The sequence below is a fragment of the Stenotrophomonas sp. YJH_SMC_133 genome (assembly GCF_059370655.1).
In genome coordinates, this window is record NZ_JCAFTW010000003.1 from 65,478 (window position 1) to 84,386 (window position 18,909).

The window sequence follows — 18,909 nt, forward strand, 5'->3', positions numbered from 1 at the left end:
CGTCAGATCCAGCGCTGGTCGACCAGTTCGCGCTTCACGTAGGCATAGAACACCGGCGCGGCGACCAGGCCCGGCAGGCCGAACGCCGCCTCCATCACCAGCATGGCCAGCAGCAGCTCCCAGGCACGCGCCTGGATCTCGCCACCGACGATGCGCGCATTGAGGAAGTACTCCAGCTTGTGGATCACGATCAGGTACAACAGCGCGGCCACGGCCACATAGAACGAGACCGACAACGCGACGATGCTGATGATGGTGTTGGAGATGATGTTGCCCACCACCGGCAGCAGGCCGGCGATGAAGGTGATCAGCACCAGCGTCTTGGAAAGGGGCAGGTGCACGCCGAACAACGGCAGCACGCCCAGCAGGAAGATGGCGGTGAAAAGGGTGTTGAGCAGGGAGATCTTCACCTGCGCGAACACCACCTGGCGGAACGCGGTGGCCAGACGGCTGGTGCGCCCGATCAGCTCCTGCGCCAGCGGCCCCATCGTCGGCATCGGCAGTTCGTCGTACAGCGCGATCATCGCGCCCAGCACCATGCCGATCAGTACGCGTACACCCACCTGCACCACCGAGGTACCGGCCACGCCCAGCTGGCGCTGGTGCTCGGCGGCCCAGTCATTCAGCGCCGCACGGAGCGCCGGCATGTCCTCGGGGATATACGGCTGCAGCAGCGCCGGTACCTGGTGGCGCGACGAATTGAGGATATCCATCAGCCGTGCCAGCAGCGCGTCCGGCCCACCGGTCTCGTTGCGGAAGAACGACGCCACACCGATCCCGGCCAGCACCAGCGCGCTGATGATGATTGCCGACAGCACGATCACCGCGATCGCCCGCGCCCGCCCCGGCGGCAGCTTGCCTTCCACGGTGGACGCCAGCACATGGGTCAGCTGGAACACCAGCAGGCCCGACAGCAGCGTTACCACCAGGCCGAGCTTCAGCGCCAGCCACATGCCCAACAGCATCATCAGCCAGGCCGCGATCCTCGCAACGGGGGGCTTGGGCTGGGCAACGAGGGCGTCTTGCATGGGCGGCGCGTCCGGGCGGGGTGGCCCATGGTAGAGGATTGGCGTGCCGATTCCGCGTGCAGGATGAACGGGCGTTTCGGCCTCGTTCGGCGGCAGCCGTGCCGCACTCACTCACCGTAGCTGGCTGTGTTCTTGCCCTGCCGCTTGGCGTGGTAGAGCGCGCGGTCGGCCAGTGCCAACCAGTCCTCGACACTACCGCCACGCGGCGTCGCGGCAATACCGATACTCACGCTGAACTCCACGCCCGGCGTGGCCTGCCGCGCGGCCTCCAGCAGGTGCAGGCGCACCCGCTCGGCCACGTGCATCGCATCGACGGGCGCGCAGTCGCACAGCAGCACCACGAACTCATCGCCCCCCAGCCGCGCGGGCGTATCACCGGGCCGGGCAAAGGTGCGCAATGTCGCCGCGATATGCCGCAGCACCTCGTCACCGGCGCGGTGGCCATGCGAGTCATTGATGCGCTTGAAATCATCCACATCGAGCATCAGCAGGCAGGCAAAGCCGCCCTGGCCCTGGGCCCGGTCCAGCGCCTGCTGCGCACGCAGGATCAGGAAGCCACGGTTGGCCAGCTCGACCAGCGGGTCCATCCGGCTGAGCCGCTGCAGCTGACGGTTCTGCGATTTGACCCGGCGCGCCAGCTGCCAGCTGAGAATGCTGAGGCCGATGCCATACACGAACAGGAACGGGACACTCAGCACGATCGTGCGCTGCGAGGTGACCGGCTGGTAAGGGAAGCCGAGCAACCACCAGGTGAGTGCGAAGCCCAGCAGCAGGGCCAGCGTGGCGCGCATCGCCAGGCGCACGCCACCGGCAGCGATCTTGTCGGCCACCAGCAGCGCGGCGAACAGTGCGCTGGGCACCGCGCTCAACGCCATGAAGGCGATCCAGCCACCGCCGAAGAAGGAGTCGGCCACCATGCAACGGAACTGGACGACCGCCGGCTGGCGGGAGCGCTGGGTCAGCAGCAATGCCAGTGCCGGCCACGCCAGCGCGTTGAGCAGCAGCAGGACCCACGCCAGCCCGCCATCCTGGCGTTCAAGCATGATCGAGGCGATGGGGATCGCTCCCAGTCCATTGCCGACGAAACGCATCCACCCGATGCGACGTGCCGCGCCAATGCCTTCGACCGCGCCTTCCGCCGAATCGGTGAAGAATGGCATTGCCGCCCCCCTTGCGCGATCGCACCTGCTGCTAAGGCCCTTGCCGGGCTGCCTGCGATGAGTCTGACAGCTTTGCGTCAATTCGGGATCAAGGTTGCACGATATCGCGCGGGCCGGCTGCCACGCTCCGCGGCCCCACCCCGTGGTCACCTGCGTCGGGGCGCAGCCGTCGATCCCCGCACCATCAGGCTGAAATCCAGCGTCTGTTGAAGCGGAACATCCACCTGTTCGATGATGGCGAGCAGCAGGTTGACCGCGCGCGCGCCGATTTCCCGCATCGGCTGCCGGATGGTCGTCAGCGGCGGCGTGAGGTAGCGGGAAGACGCCAGATCATCAAAGCCGACGATGGACAGGTCTTCCGGCACGCGGATGCCCAGCTCCCGGCAGGCCGCCAGGGTGCCCAGCGCCATCTGGTCGCTGAAGCAGAAGATCGCCGTTGGTGCGGACGTGCCGTCCAGCAGCGCCATGGCAGCCGCATGGCCGGATTCCACTGAAAAATCCCCCGGCACGATGCTCAGCTGGCGCAGGCGGCCACGCACCTTGCCGGCCCCCCGTACCCCTTCCAGGCGCTGCTGGTGCAGGGGATTGTCCGGCGGCCCACCGACCACGGCGATCCGTTCATGGCCCAGTGCGTACAAGTGCTCCATGACGGCGCGTGCGGCGGCGGCATTGTCGATGTGCACACTGGGCAGGCCCAGCGCGGGATCGAACTCGCAGCCGTTGACCACCGGCGCGGCAGCCCCCCTCTGCTGGACAATCTCGCGCGCCGTCGGTGGCAGGCGATGGCCAAGCACGATCATGCCGTCGGCCTCGTTGCGCCGGAGCATCTGCGCGTAGCGTTCCTCGCGGTCGGGTTGGTCCTGCGTATCGCCCAGCAGCACCGCATAGCCGACAGCCTGCGCGGCGTCTTCCGCCCCTTGCAGGATCTGCGCGAAGAACGGGTTGGCGATATCCGGCACCGTGACCAGTATCTTGCCGCTGCGCTGGGTCTTGAGCGTGCGGGCAACCGTGTTGGGCACGTAGCCCAACGCCGCGGCGGCCTGCTCGATGCGCGTGCGCGTGGCCGGCAGTACTTTGTCCGGCCGCGAAAGTGCACGCGACACGGTGCCGGCGGAGACGCCGACGTGCTTTGCGATGTCGTAGATGGTGGCCATGGCGTTAGTTCTCCCGCCCGCTGTGCACTGCACAACAGGTCTTGCGTAAGCCCCTGCTAGGATAATGCAATCGATTGCATCGAGGGCGAATCACGTTGAAGACGCTCAAGGGTCCAGCGCTGTTCCTGGCGCAGTTCATCGGCGACACGGCTCCTTTTGATCGGCTGGACACGCTGGCCGGATGGGCCGCGGGTCTGGGCTATTCTGGCGTACAAGTCCCCACCACGGCGCCCCACCTGTTCGATCTGGCCGAGGCCGCGCGCAGCCAGGCGTACTGCGACGACCTCGCCGGCATGCTGGCAGGTCATGGCGTGCAGATCACCGAGCTGTCCACCCATCTGCAGGGGCAGCTGGTCGCGGTCCATCCGGCCTACGACAGCCTGTTCGACGGATTCGCACCCGCGGACAAACGTGGCGATCCCACGGCCCGCCAGGCCTGGGCGGTGGAGCAGCTTCTGTTGGCCGCCAAAGCCAGCCAGCGGCTGGGGCTGACCGCGCATGCCACGTTCTCCGGCGCATTGGCCTGGCCCTATTTCTATCCCTGGCCGCAGCGCCCACCGGGACTGGTGGAAGAAGCCTTCGCCGAACTCGGCCGCCGCTGGCGCCCGATCCTCGATGCCTTCGATGCCTGCGGCGTGGATCTCTGCTTCGAGATCCACCCGGGCGAGGACCTGCACGATGGCGCGACCTTCGAACGCTTCCTCGATGTGGTGGATCATCACCCCCGCGCCAAGATCCTGTACGACCCCAGCCACCTGCTGCTGCAGCAGATGGACTACCTGGGTTTCGTCGACCGCTACCACGCGCGCATCGGCATCTTCCACGTCAAGGACGCGGAGTATCGCCCCAGCGCAAGCAGCGGCGTGTATGGCGGCTACCACGACTGGATCGAGCGTCCGGGCCGCTTCCGTTCGCTCGGTGATGGCCAGATCGACTTCAAGGCGATCTTCTCGAAGTTCGCCCAGTACGACTTCCCCGGCTGGGCGGTACTGGAATGGGAATGCTGCCTGAAGCACCCCGAGGACGGCGCACGCGAGGGTGCCGCCTTCATCCGCGACCACATCATCCGCGTGACCGACCGCGCCTTCGACGACTTTGCCGACAGTGGCACGGACGCCGCATCACTGCACCGCATGCTGGGAATCTGAGCCAAGACCGCCCCGGGAGGGCAAGCCATGACGCACGCCATGTCGCGCCTGGGCGCGATGATGTTTCTGCAGTTCTTCATCTGGGGGGCGTGGTTCGTCACCCTCGGAACCTACCTGGTGCAGGGCCCGCTGCAGGCCAGCGCCAGCCAGGTGGCCACCGCCTTCCTCAGCCAGTCCATCGGCGCGATCGTTGCGCCGTTCCTGGTCGGCCTGATCGCCGACCGCTACTTCGCGGCGCAGCGCATCCTTGCGGTGCTGCACCTGGCGGGCGCGGTGCTGATGTGGCTGGCGTCCACGGCATCCAGCTTCAGCATGTTCTCCGCCTGCGTGATGGGCTACATGCTGCTGTTCATGCCGACATTGGCACTGGCCAACAGCGTGGCGATGCGGCACATGCAGTCGCCCGAGAAACAGTTCCCGCTGGTACGCGTGGCCGGCAGCATCGGCTGGATCGTCGCCGGTGTGCTGATCGGCTGGCTGGGCTGGGAACAGGCCCATCGGCTTGAACTCACCTTCCGCATGGCCGCGCTGGCATCGCTGGTGCTGGGCCTGTATGCATTCACCCTGCCGCACACGCCGCCACTGGCACAGCAGCGCGATGCCGGGCTGGGGCAGATCCTGGGGCTGGATTCGTTGCGTCTGCTGAAATCGCGTGCCTATCTGGTGTTTTTCCTGGCGTCCATCGCCATCTGCATCCCGCTGTCGTTCTACTACAACTTCACCAATCCGTATCTCAACGACCTGGGCGTGCGGGGTGCAGCAGGCCTGCAGTCGCTGGGCCAGGTCTCCGAAGTGCTGCTGATGCTGGCCATGCCGTTCCTGTTCGTGCGGCTGGGAGTGAAGACCATGCTGGCGGTCGGCATGGCCGCCTGGGTGGTGCGCTACGCCATGTTCGCCTTCGGCGATGCGGGCAGCGGCTTCTCGCTGCTGGTGATCGGCATCGTGCTGCACGGCATCTGCTACGACTTCTTCTTCGTCACCGGCCAGATCTACACCGATGCGCATGCCGGCCCCGCCGCGCGCAGCAGCGCGCAGGGCTTCATCACCCTGGCTACCTACGGCGTGGGAATGCTGATCGGCACCTTCCTGTCCGGCGCGGTGGTGGAGCACTTCACCACCGAGGCCGGCCCCGACTGGCAGCAGATCTGGCTGTTCCCGGCCGGCGTTGCACTGGTGGTGTTGATCGCCTTCCTGCTGCTGTTCCGCGACCGGCCGACGGTCACGGCCGCGCCCTCCACACCCTGAGGATCCCCGTCGATGCCCAAGCTTGGAATCGCCATCGTCGGCGCCGGCATGATCGGTGCAGTGCATCGTCGTGCGGCACTGCTGGCCGGTGCCGACGTGCGCGGCGTAGCCGCCTCGTCACCGCAGCGCGCGCATGAGGCCGCGCAGTCCTGGAATGTCCCACGCGCCTACCGCGATATCGAGGAGGTGATCGCCGATCCGCAGGTACAGGTCGTGCACGTGTGCACGCCCAACCATCTGCACCGCGCCATGGCGCAGGCTGCGCTGGAAGCCGGCAAGCACGTGATCTGCGAGAAACCGCTGGCGACGACGCTGGATGATGCACAGGCGTTGGCGGCGCTGGCCGCATCGACCGGATTGGTTGCCACGGTGCCCTTCGTCTACCGCTACCACCCAGTGGTGCGCGAGGCACGCGCACGCATCGCCCAGGGCGATCTGGGGCCGTTACACCTGATCCACGGCAGCTACCTGCAGGACTGGCTGCTGGATCCGGCCAGCAACAACTGGCGCGTGGACCCCGCGCTGGGAGGCACGTCGCGCGTGTTCGCCGACATCGGTTCGCACTGGTGCGACCTGGTCGAATGGGTCAGTGGCGAGGGCTTCGCCGAAGTGAACGCGGCGTTCTCCACGGTGATCGCCGAGCGTGGCGCCGTCAGCGGGCAGAGCTTCAGCACGCCAACGGCCGCCAGCGCGATGCAGGCTGTCACCAGCGAGGACGTGGCCGCAGCGATGTTCAGGACCGGCGCCGGCACGCTGGCGTCATTGACGGTCAGCCAGGTCTCGGCCGGACGCCACAACCGCCTCTGGTTCGAGATCGATGGCGCCAAGGCCAGCGTGGCCTTCAACCAGGAGGATGCCGAACGACTCTGGGTCGGCCTGCCCGATCAGCGCGAGGAAACCTTCATGCGCGGCCCCGGTGCCGGCAGCGCCGAACAACGCCGCCTTTCCGTGCTGCCGGCCGGGCATGCACAGGGCTACGCCCAGTGTTTCGAGGCGTTTGTGGCCGACACCTATCGCGCCATTGAAGGCGAGCGGCCGCAGGGCCTGCCCACCTTTGAAGACGGCCTGCGCTCGGCACGGATCGTCGATCGCGTCATTGCATCAGCCAGGTCACGTGCCTGGACCACCATCGGTTGAATTCCGGGAGGATCTGTTGATGAAAGCTCTTTTCCGTAGAAGTGCAAGTCTCATCCTGCTGCTCGCTGCCCTGCCCGCCTTCGCGAGCGAAGCCGCCACCACGCAGAAGCCGATCGCGGTGCAGATGTACACCCTGCGCAATGCAGGCTCGCTCGATCAGCAGTTGAAGATCGTCCACGACGCGGGCGTCCGTGCGGTGGAAACGGTCGGTACGCAGAACACCAGCGCCACCGAACTCAAGCAACTGCTGGACCGGTATTCGATCAAGGCGGTTTCGTCGCACGTGCCACTGGCCGAGCTGCGCGACAACCTGGATGGCGTGGTGGCCCTCAACCGCTCGATCGGCAACAGCACGCTGGTGGTGCCTTACCTGGACCAGAAGGACCGCCCAACCGATGCCGCGGGCTGGACCGCATTGGGCAAGGAGCTGGGCCGCATCGCCAAGCGGGTGCGCGACAAGGGCATGCGCCTGGCCTATCACAACCACGACTTCGAACTGGTCGACTTCGACGGCCAGACCGGGCTGGAGCTGCTGTTCGCAGCGGCCGGGCCCGACCTGCAGACCGAGCTGGACCTGGCCTGGGTTGCACGCGCAGGCCTGGACCCGGCGGTGATGCTGGGAAAATTCCGTGGACGCGTGTTTGCGGTGCACGCCAAGGACAATGCGCCGAAGGGCCAGGCCCAGGATGAAGGCGGATTCGCCGCGGTGGGCCAGGGCGTGCTGGACTGGAACGCGATCCTGCCCGCCGCTGCGGCGGCCAAGGTGCAGTGGTACATCGTCGAACACGACCAGCCACGCGACCCGGCAAAGGTCATCCAGACCGGCGCGGACTACCTGCGTGAACACCTGCCCGCCAACGTGCCCACCCGTGCACGGCGCTGACGCATCAAGGAGCCCCACATGAAGATGATCCTGGCAGTGGCCCTGGCCCTGGGCGGCATGAGCACTTCAACGGCAGCCCGGGCCAAGGACGATCCTGCCGCCGGCGCGAAACTCTATGCCCAGCACTGCACTGCCTGCCACGGTGCTGAACGCGCCGGCGTACCGCCGACCTTCCCGGCGCTTACCGACGTCGGCAAGCGGCTTCAGCCCGCCCAGGTCAAGGACAAGATCAGGAAGGGCGGAGGATTGATGCCGCCCTTTGCCCAGCTGTCGCAGCAGGAGATCGACGACCTCGCCAGCTATCTGGCGAAGTAGGCGGCCGGCGACCACGCCGGCCGCGTGCCGCTACAGTTCGCGCACCCAGATGTTGCGGTAGCTGACCCTGGAGTCATGCTCCTGCAGATAGAGCGGCGCGCACGCATGGGGTGCGTACGAAGGCGCACCGATGTACTCGGTCCTGCCTGCCAGCACGGTGTCGTCCTGCACGAGTACGCCGTTGTGCAGCACGGTGATGCGCGCGGGCGACGTCAGGCCGCCGCCCTGCGAGAAGCGCGGTGCCTTCCAGATGATGTCGTAGACCTGCCACTGGCCCGGTGCGCGCGAGGCGTTCACCCGTGGCATGGCCTGCTTGTAGATCGAACCCGCCTGGCCGTTGGCATACGTCGGGTTGTTGTAACTGTCGAGCACCTGCAGCTCGTACAGTTCCTGCAGGAAGATGCCGCTGTTGCCCCGGTTCTGGCCGTCGAAGCCCTTCGTCTCGGTGGGGGTACGCCATTCGACATGCAGCTGGACATCGCAGAAGCGTTGCCGGGTGCGGATGCCCTTGCTGCCCGGAACGACGGTCATGGCGCCATCGGCAACCGTCCAGGGCACGGGCCCGCCCTGCTCTGCCTCCCACGCCGAGACATCCTTGCCATCGAACAGCACGATGGCATCGGAGGGGGCCTTGCCGGGCGGCGTGGCCACGACAGCGGGCACGGGCGTCCACACTTCGGTCTTCTTCGGGTCACGCGCAGCGTCGGCGCCGTCCTGAGCGAATGCGGATGTAGCGGCCAGCAGGCCGGCCGTGATCAACCCAGGGCGGATCATCAGGGTGGCGTCCATCAGCTGGTCCCCCACGCGGGCGTACCGGGGACATAGGCCAGGTCACCGTCGTAGCGGCCCGGCACGGCGACGTACTGCAGCACACCGGTCGCCCCGACCTTTGAAGTGAAGAAGCCGAAGATGGCCAGCTGCTTGATCATCGTGAAGTAATGCGGCATGGCCTCGCCTTCCTCGGGAGTGCCGGTCTCGGTCACGTCGGCATTGCGTGCCTTGGCTTCGGCGTCCAGCGTTCGCAGCAACCCGGTGCGGGCTTCCGGCGTGAGCGATACGAAACGGCCACCGGCGCGCGTGTCGATGTCGGCCAGGCCGGCGCGGAACGTCGCCTGCTGCCGGGCGGTGTAGCAGTCGCTGACGAACGTCGCCATGAACGCACCGGCACCCGCGTCCTTGGCCCCGGGCGTCCTTGTCCGCGGCAGGATGGTTTCGGCGATCTCGTCCAGCATGCCGATGTCGGCATCGGAGAACGCGGGCATCGCCCCGGCAGCCGGCACCTTGCCATGCACCAGCGCAGGCAGGCCAACCATGGCCGCACCGGTAGCGGCAACGATCATCTTCAACAGTTCGCGGCGATCCATCAGAGGTTCCCCGCTTTCAGTTCGCGTACCGCATGGTCGGCCGCGCGCGCGGTCAGCGCCATATAGGTCAGCGAGGGATTCACGCAGGCGCTGGAGGTCATGCAGGCACCGTCGGTCACATAGACATTGGGTGCATCCCAGACCTGGTTGTGCTGGTTCAATACCGAACTCTTCCGATCACGTCCCATGCGTGCGGTCCCCATCTCGTGGATGCCCTTGCCCGGGGCATAGTCGTTGTCGTGCATCTTCACCTCCTTGACCCCGGCCGCCTCCAGCATCTCGGCGGCATCGGCGGCCATGTCCTTGCGCATCGCCAGTTCATTGGCGCGCATGGACACGTCCATCGCCAGCACCGGCAGTCCCCATTTGTCCTTGCGGTCGTGGTCCAGGCGGATCGTGTTGTCGTGGTGCGGCAGCATTTCACCGAACCCGGTCATGCCGATGCGCCAGTCACCCGGCACGGTCAGTGCCTCCTTCAGATCGGCGCCGATGTTGAGCTCGGCAATCTCGCGCGACCATCCGGTGCGGCTGGCACCGCCCTGGTAGCCGAACCCGCGCAGGTAGCCGCGCTTGTCGGCCGCGACGTTGCGGAACCGAGGAATGTAGAAGCCGCAGGGACGACGGCCGAAGTAGTACTTGTCTTCGTAACCCTCGACCCGGCCCGAGGCGCCGGCCCCGAAATGATGGTCCATCACGTTGTGCCCCAACTCGCCGGACGAAGAGCCCAGCCCGCCGTCCCAGACGTCGGTGGCCGAATTCATCAGCAGCCACGTCGAGTTGAACGACGACGCGTTGAGGAAAATGACCTTGGCCGTGTACTGGTAGGTCTGCCCGGTCTCGGCGTCGATCACCTCCACGCCACGCGCACGCTTGCGGTCCTTGTCGTAGAGCACTTCCTTGACGATCGAGAACGGCCGCAAGGTCAGGTTCCCAGTCTTCATCGCCGCCGGCAGCGTCGCCGCCTGGGTCGAGAAGTAGGCACCGAAGGGACAGCCCAGGATGCACTTGTTGCGGTACTGGCAGTTGACGCGCCCCTGCTCGGGCATCGGTTGGGTGATGTTGGCAGTGCGCGAGTGGATCATATGGCGCGTTCCGCCGAAGGCCTTCTTGATGCGCGCGGCCACATCCTTCTCGACGATGTTCAAGGGAATCGGCGGCAGGAACTCGCCGTCCGGCAGCACGTCCAGTCCTTCGCGCGTGCCGGCGATGCCGGCGAACTTCTCTACATGGTCGTACCACGGCGCGATATCGGCGTAGCGGATCGGCCAGTCGGTGGCGATGCCGTCCTTGAGGTTGGCCTCGAAATCCAGATCGGAGAAGCGATAGCTCTGCCGCCCCCACATCAAGGAACGGCCACCGACGTGGTAGCCACGGAACCAGTCGAAGCGCTTGGTCTCGATGTAGGGCGATTCCTGTTCGTTGGCCCACATCCCTTCCAGGTTCTCGGCCAGGCCGTAGTCGCGCATCAGCACCGGGAACTCGGCCTTCATTGCCTGCGTTGGCCGGTTGCGGTGCGGGAAATCCCACGCCTCCTTCATCGCGTTGACGTAGTCCTTGACGTGCTCGATGTTGCGCCCGCGTTCCAGCATCAGGACCTTCAGGCCCTTCTCGGTCAGCTCCTTCGCCGACCAACCGCCACTGATTCCCGAGCCAACAACAATGGCGTCGTAGTGATTATCTGCCATGGGTTTCTCACCTGGGTGGATATCGTTTCAGACGTCGCAGAGGCGGATCGCCTCGCGCAATGAGGCAACGGGATCGGGCGCTGCAGGCGTGAACTCCTGCGCCAGATACCCCTTGAAACCGGTGTCGCGGATCGCGCGACAGATGGCTGGATAGTGGAGCTCCTGCTGGTCTCCGATCTCGTTCCGGCCGGGCACGCCTGCGGTGTGGTAGTGCTTGAAGCAGGCGTGATGCTTGCCGATGGTGGCGATGATGTCGCCCTCCATGATCTGCATGTGGTAGATGTCGTAGAGCAGGCCGAAATTGTCCGAGCCGAGCCGCTGGCACAGCTCCACACCCCACGCGGAGTGGTCGCACAGGTAGTCGCGATGATCGACCTTGGAGTTGAGCAGCTCCATCACCAGCACCACGCCGCGCTTCTCGGCATACCCGAGGATGCGCTTGAGCCCGGCCTCGGCATTGGCCATGCCGTCCTGCGGGTCCATACCGTTGCGGTTGCCGGAAAAGCAGATGAGGTTTCGATAGCCGGCATCGGCGACCAGATCGATGTGCCGCGTGTAGCGTTCCACCAGCTGGTCGTGGAACTCACGGCCGGCAAAGCCCTTGGTCAGGCCCAGTTCTGCGCCGTTGCACATCGAGCTGTACACGCCATGCGCCTGCAGCGTGGGCCAGTCCTCCGGGCCGACCAGGTCGATCGCGGCAAAGCCGATGTCCTTCACCGTCGTGCAGAGCTGGGCAACGGACAGCTGCGGGAAGGTCCAGCGTGCGACGGAATGCTTCAGTTTGCCCTTGAGTGGCGCCGTGGCGGCGAATGCGGGCAATGCGCCCGCGGTTGTCGCGGCCCCCAGGCCAATGCTGCCGGCAACTGCGATGCGCAGCGCATCGCGCCGCGTGAGGCCCGTCGCCGGGGCCGGTCTGATCGAATGGATGGACATCCACCTTCCGGCCTCCCAACCGGTATCAAACGCAACGATTCACAGCAATGCAATCGATTGCACCATAGGGGAGGAAATTGTCTGTTTGCAAGTCGCGGTGCACGAAAAACTGATGGTGCGAGGCACAACGCAGATGGCATCGCGCAAAAAGAAAAGCCCCGCATGAGCGGGGCTTTCTTTTCTGCTGCAAAGGAGCGTTCGATCAGAACGGAATATCGTCGTCAGCGAAGTCATCCATCGGCGGCGCCTGCTGCGGCTGCGGACGCTGGTTGCCACCCTGGTTGCCGTAACCGCCGCCCTGGTTGCCGCCCTGGTTACCATAGCCGCCGCCCTGGCCACCACGCTGGCCACCACCGCCACCATACTCCTGGCGCGGAGTCTGCTGGCGCTGCGGACGATCGCCGCCGTAGTTGCCACCACCGCCGCCGCCACCGCCTTCACCGCGGCCGCCCAGCATCTGCATTTCATCGGCAATGATGTCGGTGGAGTACTTCTCCACGCCGTCCTGGCCGGTGTACTTGTCGTAGCGCAGGCTGCCTTCGACGTAGACCGAGCTGCCCTTGCGCAGGTACTCGCCGGCGATCTCGCCGAGCTTGCCGAAGAACACCACGCGGTGCCATTCGGTGCGCTCCTGCTGGTTGCCATCCTTGTCCTTGCGGACGCTGGTGGTGGCCAGGCTGATGCGGGTGATCGCCATGCCGCCCTGGGTGTACTTCACGTCCGGGTCGTTGCCGAGATTGCCGACCAGGATGACTTTGTTGATGCCGCGCGCCATAGGTACCTTCGTCCGTTGTCCAGGGGCAGACCGCCAGTGATAGCACAGCCCCGGGCGGGGGTGCAGTAGGCGAGGCCGCCCCTGTTGAAATTTGGGGGAATGCGAGAACGATGCATCTTAGCATTGCCGCCGCCATCCGCCCGGTCAGAAGACCCCGGCCGCGCAGGAGGATTGAACTGATTTCCTTGTCCGGCAATGACTTACCCTCGCTTCGGTGGACATCCGGAGGGGCATTGGCGTCTGCCCATGGCATCATGCCCAAGCTCCTCCCCCTGCCCCCTCCCGCGTTCCCATGACGATCAAAGGCAAAGCCACCTCCCTGGACATCGCCCACCTGGCCGGGGTCTCCCAGCCGACCGTGTCGCGGGCCCTGCGAGGCAGCCCGATGGTCAATGCCGAGACCCGCGAGCGCATCCTGCGCATCGCCCGCGAACTGAACTACAAGGTCGACAAGAACGCCTCCAGCCTGCGCCTGCGCAACGCCGGCACGCTGGCCCTGCTGTTCTTCGAGGACCCGACCAACGACGACTCGCTTATCAACCCGTTCTTCCACTCGATGCTGGGCTCGATCACCCGTGCCTGCGCCCTGCATGGGCAGGACCTGCTGGTCTCGTTCCAGCAGCTGTCCACCGACTGGCAGGCCGATTACGAGGACAGCAACAAGGCCGACGGCATCATCCTGCTCGGCTACGGCGACTACCACGAATCGCGCGACCGCCTGCAGCGGCTGGTCGAACAGGGCACGCACTTCGTGCGCTGGGGCGCCGCCCTGCCCGGCCAACCCGGCGTCTCGATCGGCAGCGACAACTTCCAGGGTGGGCACGACATCACCACCCACCTGCTGCAGCAGGGCTGCCGCCGCATCGCCTTCCTCGGCCATGCCTCCAGCCATTACCCCGAATTCCAGGAGCGCTACCGCGGCCATGTCGCGGCCCTGCAGGACCACGGCCTGGCCGCCGAACCGGCGCTGCAGCACGATGCGATCACCACCGAGGCTTCCGGCCAGGAGGCCTGCCAGGTGCTGCTGGCACGCGGTGAACCGATCGATGCGATCTGCGCCGCCAGCGATCTGATCGCCATCGGCGCGATGCGCGCCCTGCGCGAGACCGGCCTGCGGGTGCCACAGGACGTGGCGGTGACCGGCTTCGACGACATCCCGCTGGCGGCCTCGGTATCCCCGGCGCTGACCACCGTGCAGCAGGACACCAAGCAGGCCGGCCAGCTGCTGGTGGAGCGCCTGCTGGCACTGATCGGTCGCCAGCCGGTGGAGAGCCAGAGCATCCCGGTGAAGCTGGTGGTGCGGGAATCGTCGCTGCGCCGGTAAGCGCCGCCAGGCCTCCCGCCCCGCCCCAACGTGCGACGGCGGAATTCTCCCCCCATGACCAACGGCGGATGCGCACGGAGGCTGATGCGCGGATAACGCGCAGACATCGCCCATGGAAAGGTGTACGTCACATGCTGAAGATCGATTCGCTGTCGAAGACGTACGCTAATGGCGTGCACGCCCTCAACAACGTCAGCCTGGACATCCCGCGCGGCATGTTCGGCCTGCTCGGCCCCAACGGCGCCGGCAAGTCGTCGCTGATGCGCACGCTGTCCACCCTGCAGGAGGCCGACAGCGGAACGGCGACGCTCAGCATTCCAGGCGAGGCGCCGATCGACGTGCTGCGCGACAAGGACGCGGTGCGCCGCCGGCTGGGCTACCTGCCGCAGGATTTCGGCGTGTATCCGAAAGTCAGCGCGCTGGACCTGCTGGAGCATTTCGCGGTGCTCAAGGGCCTGACCCAGCGCGCGCAGCGCCGCGAGGTGGTCGATGGGCTGCTGCAGCAGGTGAATCTGTGGGATGCCCGCAAGCGCAAGCTGGGCACCTACTCCGGCGGCATGCGCCAGCGCTTCGGCATTGCCCAGGCGCTGCTGGGTGACCCGCGACTGGTGATCGTCGATGAACCCACCGCCGGCCTCGACCCGGAAGAGCGCAACCGCTTCCTCAACCTGCTGGCGGCCATCGGCGAGAACGTGGCGGTGATCCTGTCCACCCACATCGTCGAGGACGTGACCGATCTGTGTCCGACGATGGCGATCATGAACAAGGGCCAGGTGCTGCTGACCGGCCGTCCTGCCGAAGCGATCGACGCCCTGCAGCACCAGGTCTGGCGCAAGCAGGTTGATCCTTCGGAACTGGCCGACCACGAGGCACGCTACGTGGTGCTGTCCACCCGCCTGGTCGGTGGTCGCCCGGTGATCCACGTGCACAGCACCAACGACCCCGGCGACGGCTTCGCAGCCGTGGCTCCCGACCTCGAGGACGTGTACTTCCAGCGCCTGCGCCTGCAGGCCCGTGCCCGCGCGGCAGCCTGAGCGGAGCACGCCATGATCTTCAATTTCTTCCGCTTCGAACTGCGCGAGCAGCTGCGTTCCCCGCTGCTGTGGCTGCTGGCCGGGCTGTTCGCCCTGCTTGCCTTTGCCGCAGCGTCCAGCGACGCCGTGCAGATCGGTGGCGGCACCGGCAACGTGCACAGCAACGCGCCCACCGTGATCGCGCAGATGCTGGGCATCTTCACCCTGCTCGGCATGCTGGTCACCGCGCTGTTCGTCAGCAACGCGCTGTTGCGTGACTTCGAACTCGGCACTGCCGAACTGATCTTCGCCAGCCCGGTGAAGCGCCGCGATTACCTGGCCGGGCGCATCGCTGCCGCCCTGGCGGCCGGGCTGCTGGTCTACATCCTGATCGCGTTCGGCCTGTGGCTGGCGCCGTTCATGCCCTGGGTCGATCCCGAACGCATGGGCCCGATCAGCTGGCAGGGCTATGCCTGGACGTTCGCGGTCATCGTCATTCCGAACCTGTTGTTCACCACCGCGCTGCTGTCGCTGCTGGCAGCGCTGACCCGCTCGATCCTCTGGGTCTACATCGGCCTGGTGGCCTACCTGGTCCTGTACGGCGCCAGCGCGGCGCTGCTGCGCGACATCGACAATACGTGGATCGCGGTGCTGAGCGAACCGCTGGGCATGCGCGCACTCGGCCGTACCATCCGCTACTGGTCCACTGCCGAACGCAACAACGGGATTCCCGAGCTGGCCGGTTACCTGCTGGCCAACCGCGCCCTGTGGTTGGGCGTGGCTGCCGCGCTGTTCGCCGCCACCTTCGCGCTGTTCCGCACCGAACGCAGCGGCAGTGGCCGTCCGCGCTGGGGCCGCAGGCAGGCGCAACCGGCTGCCGATGCCAGCGTGGTCCGCCCCACCCGCGCGACACTGCCGCGCGTGATACCGGCGTTCACTGCCAGCACGGCGTGGCAGCAGTTCCTGCGCCAGGTCCGCTTCGATACACGCGGCGTCCTGCGCAGCGTGCCGTTCATCGTGCTGCTGGTATTGGGCCTGGCCAACTTCCTGCCCAGCGCGCTGTTCCGGCAGACCCTGTACGGCACCTCGATCTGGCCGGTCACCTCGCAGATGATCATGGGCCTGCAGGGGGCCTTCAGCTGGCTGCTGGTGATCATCGTGCTGTTCTTCGCCGGTGAGCTGGTCTGGAAGGAACGCAGTGCGCGCATCAATGAAGTGACCGATGCCATGCCAGTGCCGAACTGGGTGCCGCTGCTGGCCAAGTTCACCGCACTGCTGGCCGTGATCGTCTGCTTCCAGGCCGCCGGCGCGCTGGCCGCGATGGGCGTGCAGCTGGCCAAGGGCTACACGCATCTGGAGCCGCTCCTGTACCTGCGCAGCCTGGCGCTGGATTCGGTGGTCTACATCCTCATGGGGGGCCTGGCGCTGGTGCTGCAGGTGCTCACCAACAACAAGTTCGTCGGTTACGCATTGCTGATCGTGGTGATGATCGGCCAAGGCGTGCTGGGCATGCTCGACTACACGCAGAACCTGTACAACTTCGGCAGCTGGCCCAACGCACCCTATTCGGACATGAACGGCTACGGCCACTTCCTGACCGGGCAACTGGTGTTCCAGGGCTACTGGGCGCTGTTCCTGCTGACGTTGATGTGCCTGGCGTCGGCATTCTGGGTGCGCGGTGTCAGCCAAGGGTTGCGCCAGCGCATGACCCTGGCCGGCCGCCGCCTGCGCGGCCCGACCGGGGTCTTCGCCGGAGTCGCCGCATTGGCCTTCGTCGGCGTGGGTGGCTGGCTGTACTGGAGCACCAACATCCGCAACGAGTTCATCTCGCCCGACCAACAGCTGGATCTGCAGGCCCGCTACGAGCGCGAGCTGTCGAAGTACCGCACGCTGCCGCAGCCCCGCATCGTGGCGGTGGACAACCGCGTGGATCTGTTCCCGGAATCGCAGTCGATGGTGATCGATGCGAACTGGACGGTGCGCAATACCCACGCCACGCCGATCCAGGACGTGCACGTCTCGATGGGCGATGACAAGCAGCTGGTCGCGGTCGACCTGGGTGGGCAGACCCTTTCGATGCATGACGCCGATCTCGGCTACCGCATCTACCGCCTGCAGAAACCGCTGCAACCGGGTGAAACCCGCAGCGTGCATTTCCGGGTGGTGCAGAAGCCCAACGGCATCACCGCGGGCCAGGCACCAAGCAACATCGTCGACAACGGCACCTTCTTCAACAGCCGCGTACTGCCTTCCTTCGGTTACAACGAAGGCGCCGAGATCAGCGACCGCAACGAGCGGCGCAAACGCGACCTGGGTGAGCCGCGGCGCATGCCCAAGCTGGAAGACGAAGCCGCGCGTGCCAACACGTACATAGCCAACGATGCCGACTGGCTCGACTTCCGCACCACGGTCTGCACGGCACCGGACCAGGTGGCGTTGGCGCCGGGCTACCTTCTGAAGGAGACCACGGTAAGTGGCCGGCGCTGCTTCAGCTACGCCATGGACCGGCCAATGCTGAACTTCTACGCCTACCTGTCGGCACGCTGGGAGGTACGCAGGGCGAAGTACAAGAACATCCCGGTGGAGGTCTACTTCGACCCGGCGCACGGCTACAACGTGGACCGTATGATCGAAGCGGTGCAGAAGTCGCTGGCCTACTACGAAGCGAACTTCACCCCGTACCAGCACCGCCAGGTACGCATCATCGAGTTCCCGGGCTATGCGCGTTTCGCGCAGTCGTTCGCCAACACCATCCCCTACTCCGAGGCCATCGGTTTCATCGCCGACCTGCGTGACCCGGACAAGGTGGACTACGTGTTCTACTTAACCGCGCACGAGATCGCGCACCAGTGGTGGGCGCACCAGGTGATCGGTGCCAACGTGCAGGGCGCGACGGTGCTGTCCGAATCGTTGTCGCAGTACTCTGCGCTGATGGTGATGGAGCAGGAGTACGGCCGCCAGCACATGCGCCAGTTCCTCAAGCGCGAACTGGACGGCTACCTGTCCGGCCGCGGCGGCGAGGCCATCGAGGAACAGCCGCTGGAACGTGTGGAGAACCAGCAGTACATCCACTACCAGAAGGGTTCGCTGGTGTTCTACCGCCTGCGCGAGGAGATCGGCGAGCAGGCGCTTAACCGCGCATTGAAGCGCTTCCTGCAGGACAAGGGGTACCAGCAACCGCCGTACACCACCTCACGCGAGCTGCTGGACTACCTCCGTGCCGAGACCCCGGCCGACCGCCAGCAGCTGGTCACCGACCTGTTCGAGAAGATCAGCTTCTACGACAACCGCGTGATGGCCGCCAGCGCCCGCAAGCGCGATGACGGCCGCTACGACGTGACCCTGGACCTGCACGCCGCCAAGCAGTACGCCGACGGCAAGGGCAAGGAGAGCGACGGAAAGATGGATGACTGGGTCGAGATCGGCGTGTTCGCCAACGGGCCTTCAGGCAAGGAACGCGACCAGAGAGTGCTGTACCTGCAGCGTCATCACATCACCAGCACCGATCCGAAGATCACGGTGACGGTGGATGAAAAGCCGGACGAAGCAGGCTTCGATCCCTACAACAAGCTGATCGACCGGGTGAGCGATGACAACCGGCGCAAGGTGACGATGTGAGGTATGCGGTGGTGCCAGTCAAATGGCTGGCATCACTGCTGCAGACAGAAACGACATGCCACGCCCAATTGCGTCATTTAAAGTCCTGATTGGCCAGAGATGCAGGGACACCACCAGATTCCATTTC

16 protein-coding genes are annotated in these 18,909 nt (G+C 65.9%); 8 read left to right on the plus strand and 8 right to left on the minus strand.

What is annotated here, in order from left to right; all coding sequences use genetic code 11:
• Nucleotides 1–2 precede the first annotated feature (2 nt).
• From AC5P78_RS04750 to AC5P78_RS04760, 3 genes are all read right to left on the minus strand, one after another.
• A complete protein-coding gene (locus tag AC5P78_RS04750) occupies nucleotides 3–1,028 on the minus strand; it encodes an AI-2E family transporter (protein WP_099474304.1) in 1,026 nt (341 codons plus the stop codon).
• 107 nt (nucleotides 1,029–1,135) lie between these two features.
• Nucleotides 1,136–2,188 carry a sensor domain-containing diguanylate cyclase gene (locus AC5P78_RS04755; protein ID WP_024956978.1) on the minus strand — a complete coding sequence of 351 codons (1,053 nt, stop codon included), beginning with the start codon at nucleotides 2,186–2,188 and terminating at the stop codon, nucleotides 1,136–1,138.
• Nucleotides 2,189–2,334: 146 nt separating this feature from the next.
• A complete protein-coding gene (locus AC5P78_RS04760) occupies nucleotides 2,335–3,342 on the minus strand; it encodes a LacI family DNA-binding transcriptional regulator (RefSeq protein WP_024956977.1) in 1,008 nt (335 codons plus the stop codon).
• A gap of 95 nt (nucleotides 3,343–3,437) precedes the next feature.
• Here AC5P78_RS04760 and AC5P78_RS04765 point away from each other — a divergent pair, with 95 nt between their 5' ends.
• From AC5P78_RS04765 to AC5P78_RS04785, 5 genes are read left to right on the plus strand one after another with little or no spacing between them, the layout of a single operon-like run.
• Nucleotides 3,438–4,490 carry a sugar phosphate isomerase/epimerase family protein gene (locus tag AC5P78_RS04765; protein WP_087802943.1) on the plus strand — a complete coding sequence of 351 codons (1,053 nt, stop codon included), beginning with the start codon at nucleotides 3,438–3,440 and terminating at the stop codon, nucleotides 4,488–4,490.
• Between the two features lie 27 nt (nucleotides 4,491–4,517).
• Nucleotides 4,518–5,735 (plus strand): nucleoside permease, encoded by a 1,218-nt coding sequence (locus AC5P78_RS04770; protein WP_087802945.1) that lies wholly within the window; start codon nucleotides 4,518–4,520, stop codon nucleotides 5,733–5,735.
• A gap of 12 nt (nucleotides 5,736–5,747) precedes the next feature.
• Nucleotides 5,748–6,872: a Gfo/Idh/MocA family protein gene (locus tag AC5P78_RS04775; protein WP_087802947.1), complete on the plus strand. Its 1,125-nt coding sequence runs from the start codon at nucleotides 5,748–5,750 to the stop codon at nucleotides 6,870–6,872.
• Nucleotides 6,873–6,891: 19 nt separating this feature from the next.
• Nucleotides 6,892–7,755, plus strand: a complete 864-nt coding sequence (locus tag AC5P78_RS04780) for a sugar phosphate isomerase/epimerase family protein (protein WP_012479398.1) — start codon at nucleotides 6,892–6,894, stop codon at nucleotides 7,753–7,755.
• Between the two features lie 18 nt (nucleotides 7,756–7,773).
• Nucleotides 7,774–8,070 (plus strand): c-type cytochrome, encoded by a 297-nt coding sequence (locus AC5P78_RS04785; protein ID WP_005412561.1) that lies wholly within the window; start codon nucleotides 7,774–7,776, stop codon nucleotides 8,068–8,070.
• Nucleotides 8,071–8,100: 30 nt separating this feature from the next.
• Here the strand turns inward: AC5P78_RS04785 and AC5P78_RS04790 are convergent, their stop codons facing one another.
• The 5 genes from AC5P78_RS04790 to AC5P78_RS04810 all read right to left on the minus strand — a co-directional run bounded on the left by AC5P78_RS04790 (nucleotide 8,101) and on the right by AC5P78_RS04810 (nucleotide 12,827).
• Nucleotides 8,101–8,859: a 3-keto-disaccharide hydrolase gene (locus AC5P78_RS04790; RefSeq protein ID WP_099524225.1), complete on the minus strand. Its 759-nt coding sequence runs from the start codon at nucleotides 8,857–8,859 to the stop codon at nucleotides 8,101–8,103.
• Nucleotides 8,859–9,434 carry a gluconate 2-dehydrogenase subunit 3 family protein gene (locus AC5P78_RS04795; RefSeq protein WP_005412559.1) on the minus strand — a complete coding sequence of 192 codons (576 nt, stop codon included), beginning with the start codon at nucleotides 9,432–9,434 and terminating at the stop codon, nucleotides 8,859–8,861. The genes AC5P78_RS04790 and AC5P78_RS04795 overlap by 1 nt, the downstream gene beginning before the upstream one ends.
• Complete coding sequence (locus tag AC5P78_RS04800; RefSeq protein WP_087802951.1) at nucleotides 9,434–11,119, minus strand: GMC oxidoreductase; 1,686 nt, start codon at nucleotides 11,117–11,119, stop codon at nucleotides 9,434–9,436. The genes AC5P78_RS04795 and AC5P78_RS04800 overlap by 1 nt, the downstream gene beginning before the upstream one ends.
• Nucleotides 11,120–11,146: 27 nt before the next feature.
• Nucleotides 11,147–12,052, minus strand: coding sequence for a hydroxypyruvate isomerase family protein (locus tag AC5P78_RS04805; protein WP_414498312.1), 906 nt, complete (start codon nucleotides 12,050–12,052; stop codon nucleotides 11,147–11,149).
• A 202-nt stretch (nucleotides 12,053–12,254) separates the two neighbouring features.
• Nucleotides 12,255–12,827 (minus strand): single-stranded DNA-binding protein, encoded by a 573-nt coding sequence (locus AC5P78_RS04810; protein WP_012479392.1) that lies wholly within the window; start codon nucleotides 12,825–12,827, stop codon nucleotides 12,255–12,257.
• Between the two features lie 292 nt (nucleotides 12,828–13,119).
• On the opposite strand from AC5P78_RS04810, the gene AC5P78_RS04815 reads away from it, so the two are divergent.
• The 3 genes from AC5P78_RS04815 to AC5P78_RS04825 all read left to right on the plus strand — a co-directional run bounded on the left by AC5P78_RS04815 (nucleotide 13,120) and on the right by AC5P78_RS04825 (nucleotide 18,782).
• A complete protein-coding gene (locus AC5P78_RS04815) occupies nucleotides 13,120–14,151 on the plus strand; it encodes a LacI family DNA-binding transcriptional regulator (protein ID WP_049397657.1) in 1,032 nt (343 codons plus the stop codon).
• 131 nt (nucleotides 14,152–14,282) lie between these two features.
• The gene (locus tag AC5P78_RS04820; protein WP_049397658.1) at nucleotides 14,283–15,185 is read left to right on the plus strand and encodes an ABC transporter ATP-binding protein; all 903 of its coding nucleotides are present in this window, start codon (nucleotides 14,283–14,285) and stop codon (nucleotides 15,183–15,185) included.
• Between the two features lie 12 nt (nucleotides 15,186–15,197).
• Entirely contained in the window at nucleotides 15,198–18,782 is a 3,585-nt protein-coding gene (locus AC5P78_RS04825) for an ABC transporter permease/M1 family aminopeptidase (protein ID WP_414498313.1), read from the plus strand.
• The last annotated feature ends 127 nt before the right edge of the window (nucleotides 18,783–18,909 follow it).

Coding starts and splice junctions, on each gene's coding strand:
- AC5P78_RS04810 (WP_012479392.1), bottom strand. CDS start 12,827: ATGGCGCGCGGCATCAACAAAGTCATCCTGGTCGGCAATCTCGGCAAC.
- AC5P78_RS04785 (WP_005412561.1), top strand. CDS start 7,774: ATGAAGATGATCCTGGCAGTGGCCCTGGCCCTGGGCGGCATGAGCACT.
- AC5P78_RS04795 (WP_005412559.1), bottom strand. CDS start 9,434: ATGGATCGCCGCGAACTGTTGAAGATGATCGTTGCCGCTACCGGTGCG.
- AC5P78_RS04760 (WP_024956977.1), bottom strand. CDS start 3,342: ATGGCCACCATCTACGACATCGCAAAGCACGTCGGCGTCTCCGCCGGC.
- AC5P78_RS04750 (WP_099474304.1), bottom strand. CDS start 1,028: ATGCAAGACGCCCTCGTTGCCCAGCCCAAGCCCCCCGTTGCGAGGATC.
- AC5P78_RS04780 (WP_012479398.1), top strand. CDS start 6,892: ATGAAAGCTCTTTTCCGTAGAAGTGCAAGTCTCATCCTGCTGCTCGCT.
- AC5P78_RS04815 (WP_049397657.1), top strand. CDS start 13,120: ATGACGATCAAAGGCAAAGCCACCTCCCTGGACATCGCCCACCTGGCC.
- AC5P78_RS04800 (WP_087802951.1), bottom strand. CDS start 11,119: ATGGCAGATAATCACTACGACGCCATTGTTGTTGGCTCGGGAATCAGT.
- AC5P78_RS04790 (WP_099524225.1), bottom strand. CDS start 8,859: ATGGACGCCACCCTGATGATCCGCCCTGGGTTGATCACGGCCGGCCTG.
- AC5P78_RS04755 (WP_024956978.1), bottom strand. CDS start 2,188: ATGCCATTCTTCACCGATTCGGCGGAAGGCGCGGTCGAAGGCATTGGC.
- AC5P78_RS04805 (WP_414498312.1), bottom strand. CDS start 12,052: ATGTCCATCCATTCGATCAGACCGGCCCCGGCGACGGGCCTCACGCGG.
- AC5P78_RS04825 (WP_414498313.1), top strand. CDS start 15,198: ATGATCTTCAATTTCTTCCGCTTCGAACTGCGCGAGCAGCTGCGTTCC.
- AC5P78_RS04820 (WP_049397658.1), top strand. CDS start 14,283: ATGCTGAAGATCGATTCGCTGTCGAAGACGTACGCTAATGGCGTGCAC.
- AC5P78_RS04770 (WP_087802945.1), top strand. CDS start 4,518: ATGACGCACGCCATGTCGCGCCTGGGCGCGATGATGTTTCTGCAGTTC.
- AC5P78_RS04775 (WP_087802947.1), top strand. CDS start 5,748: ATGCCCAAGCTTGGAATCGCCATCGTCGGCGCCGGCATGATCGGTGCA.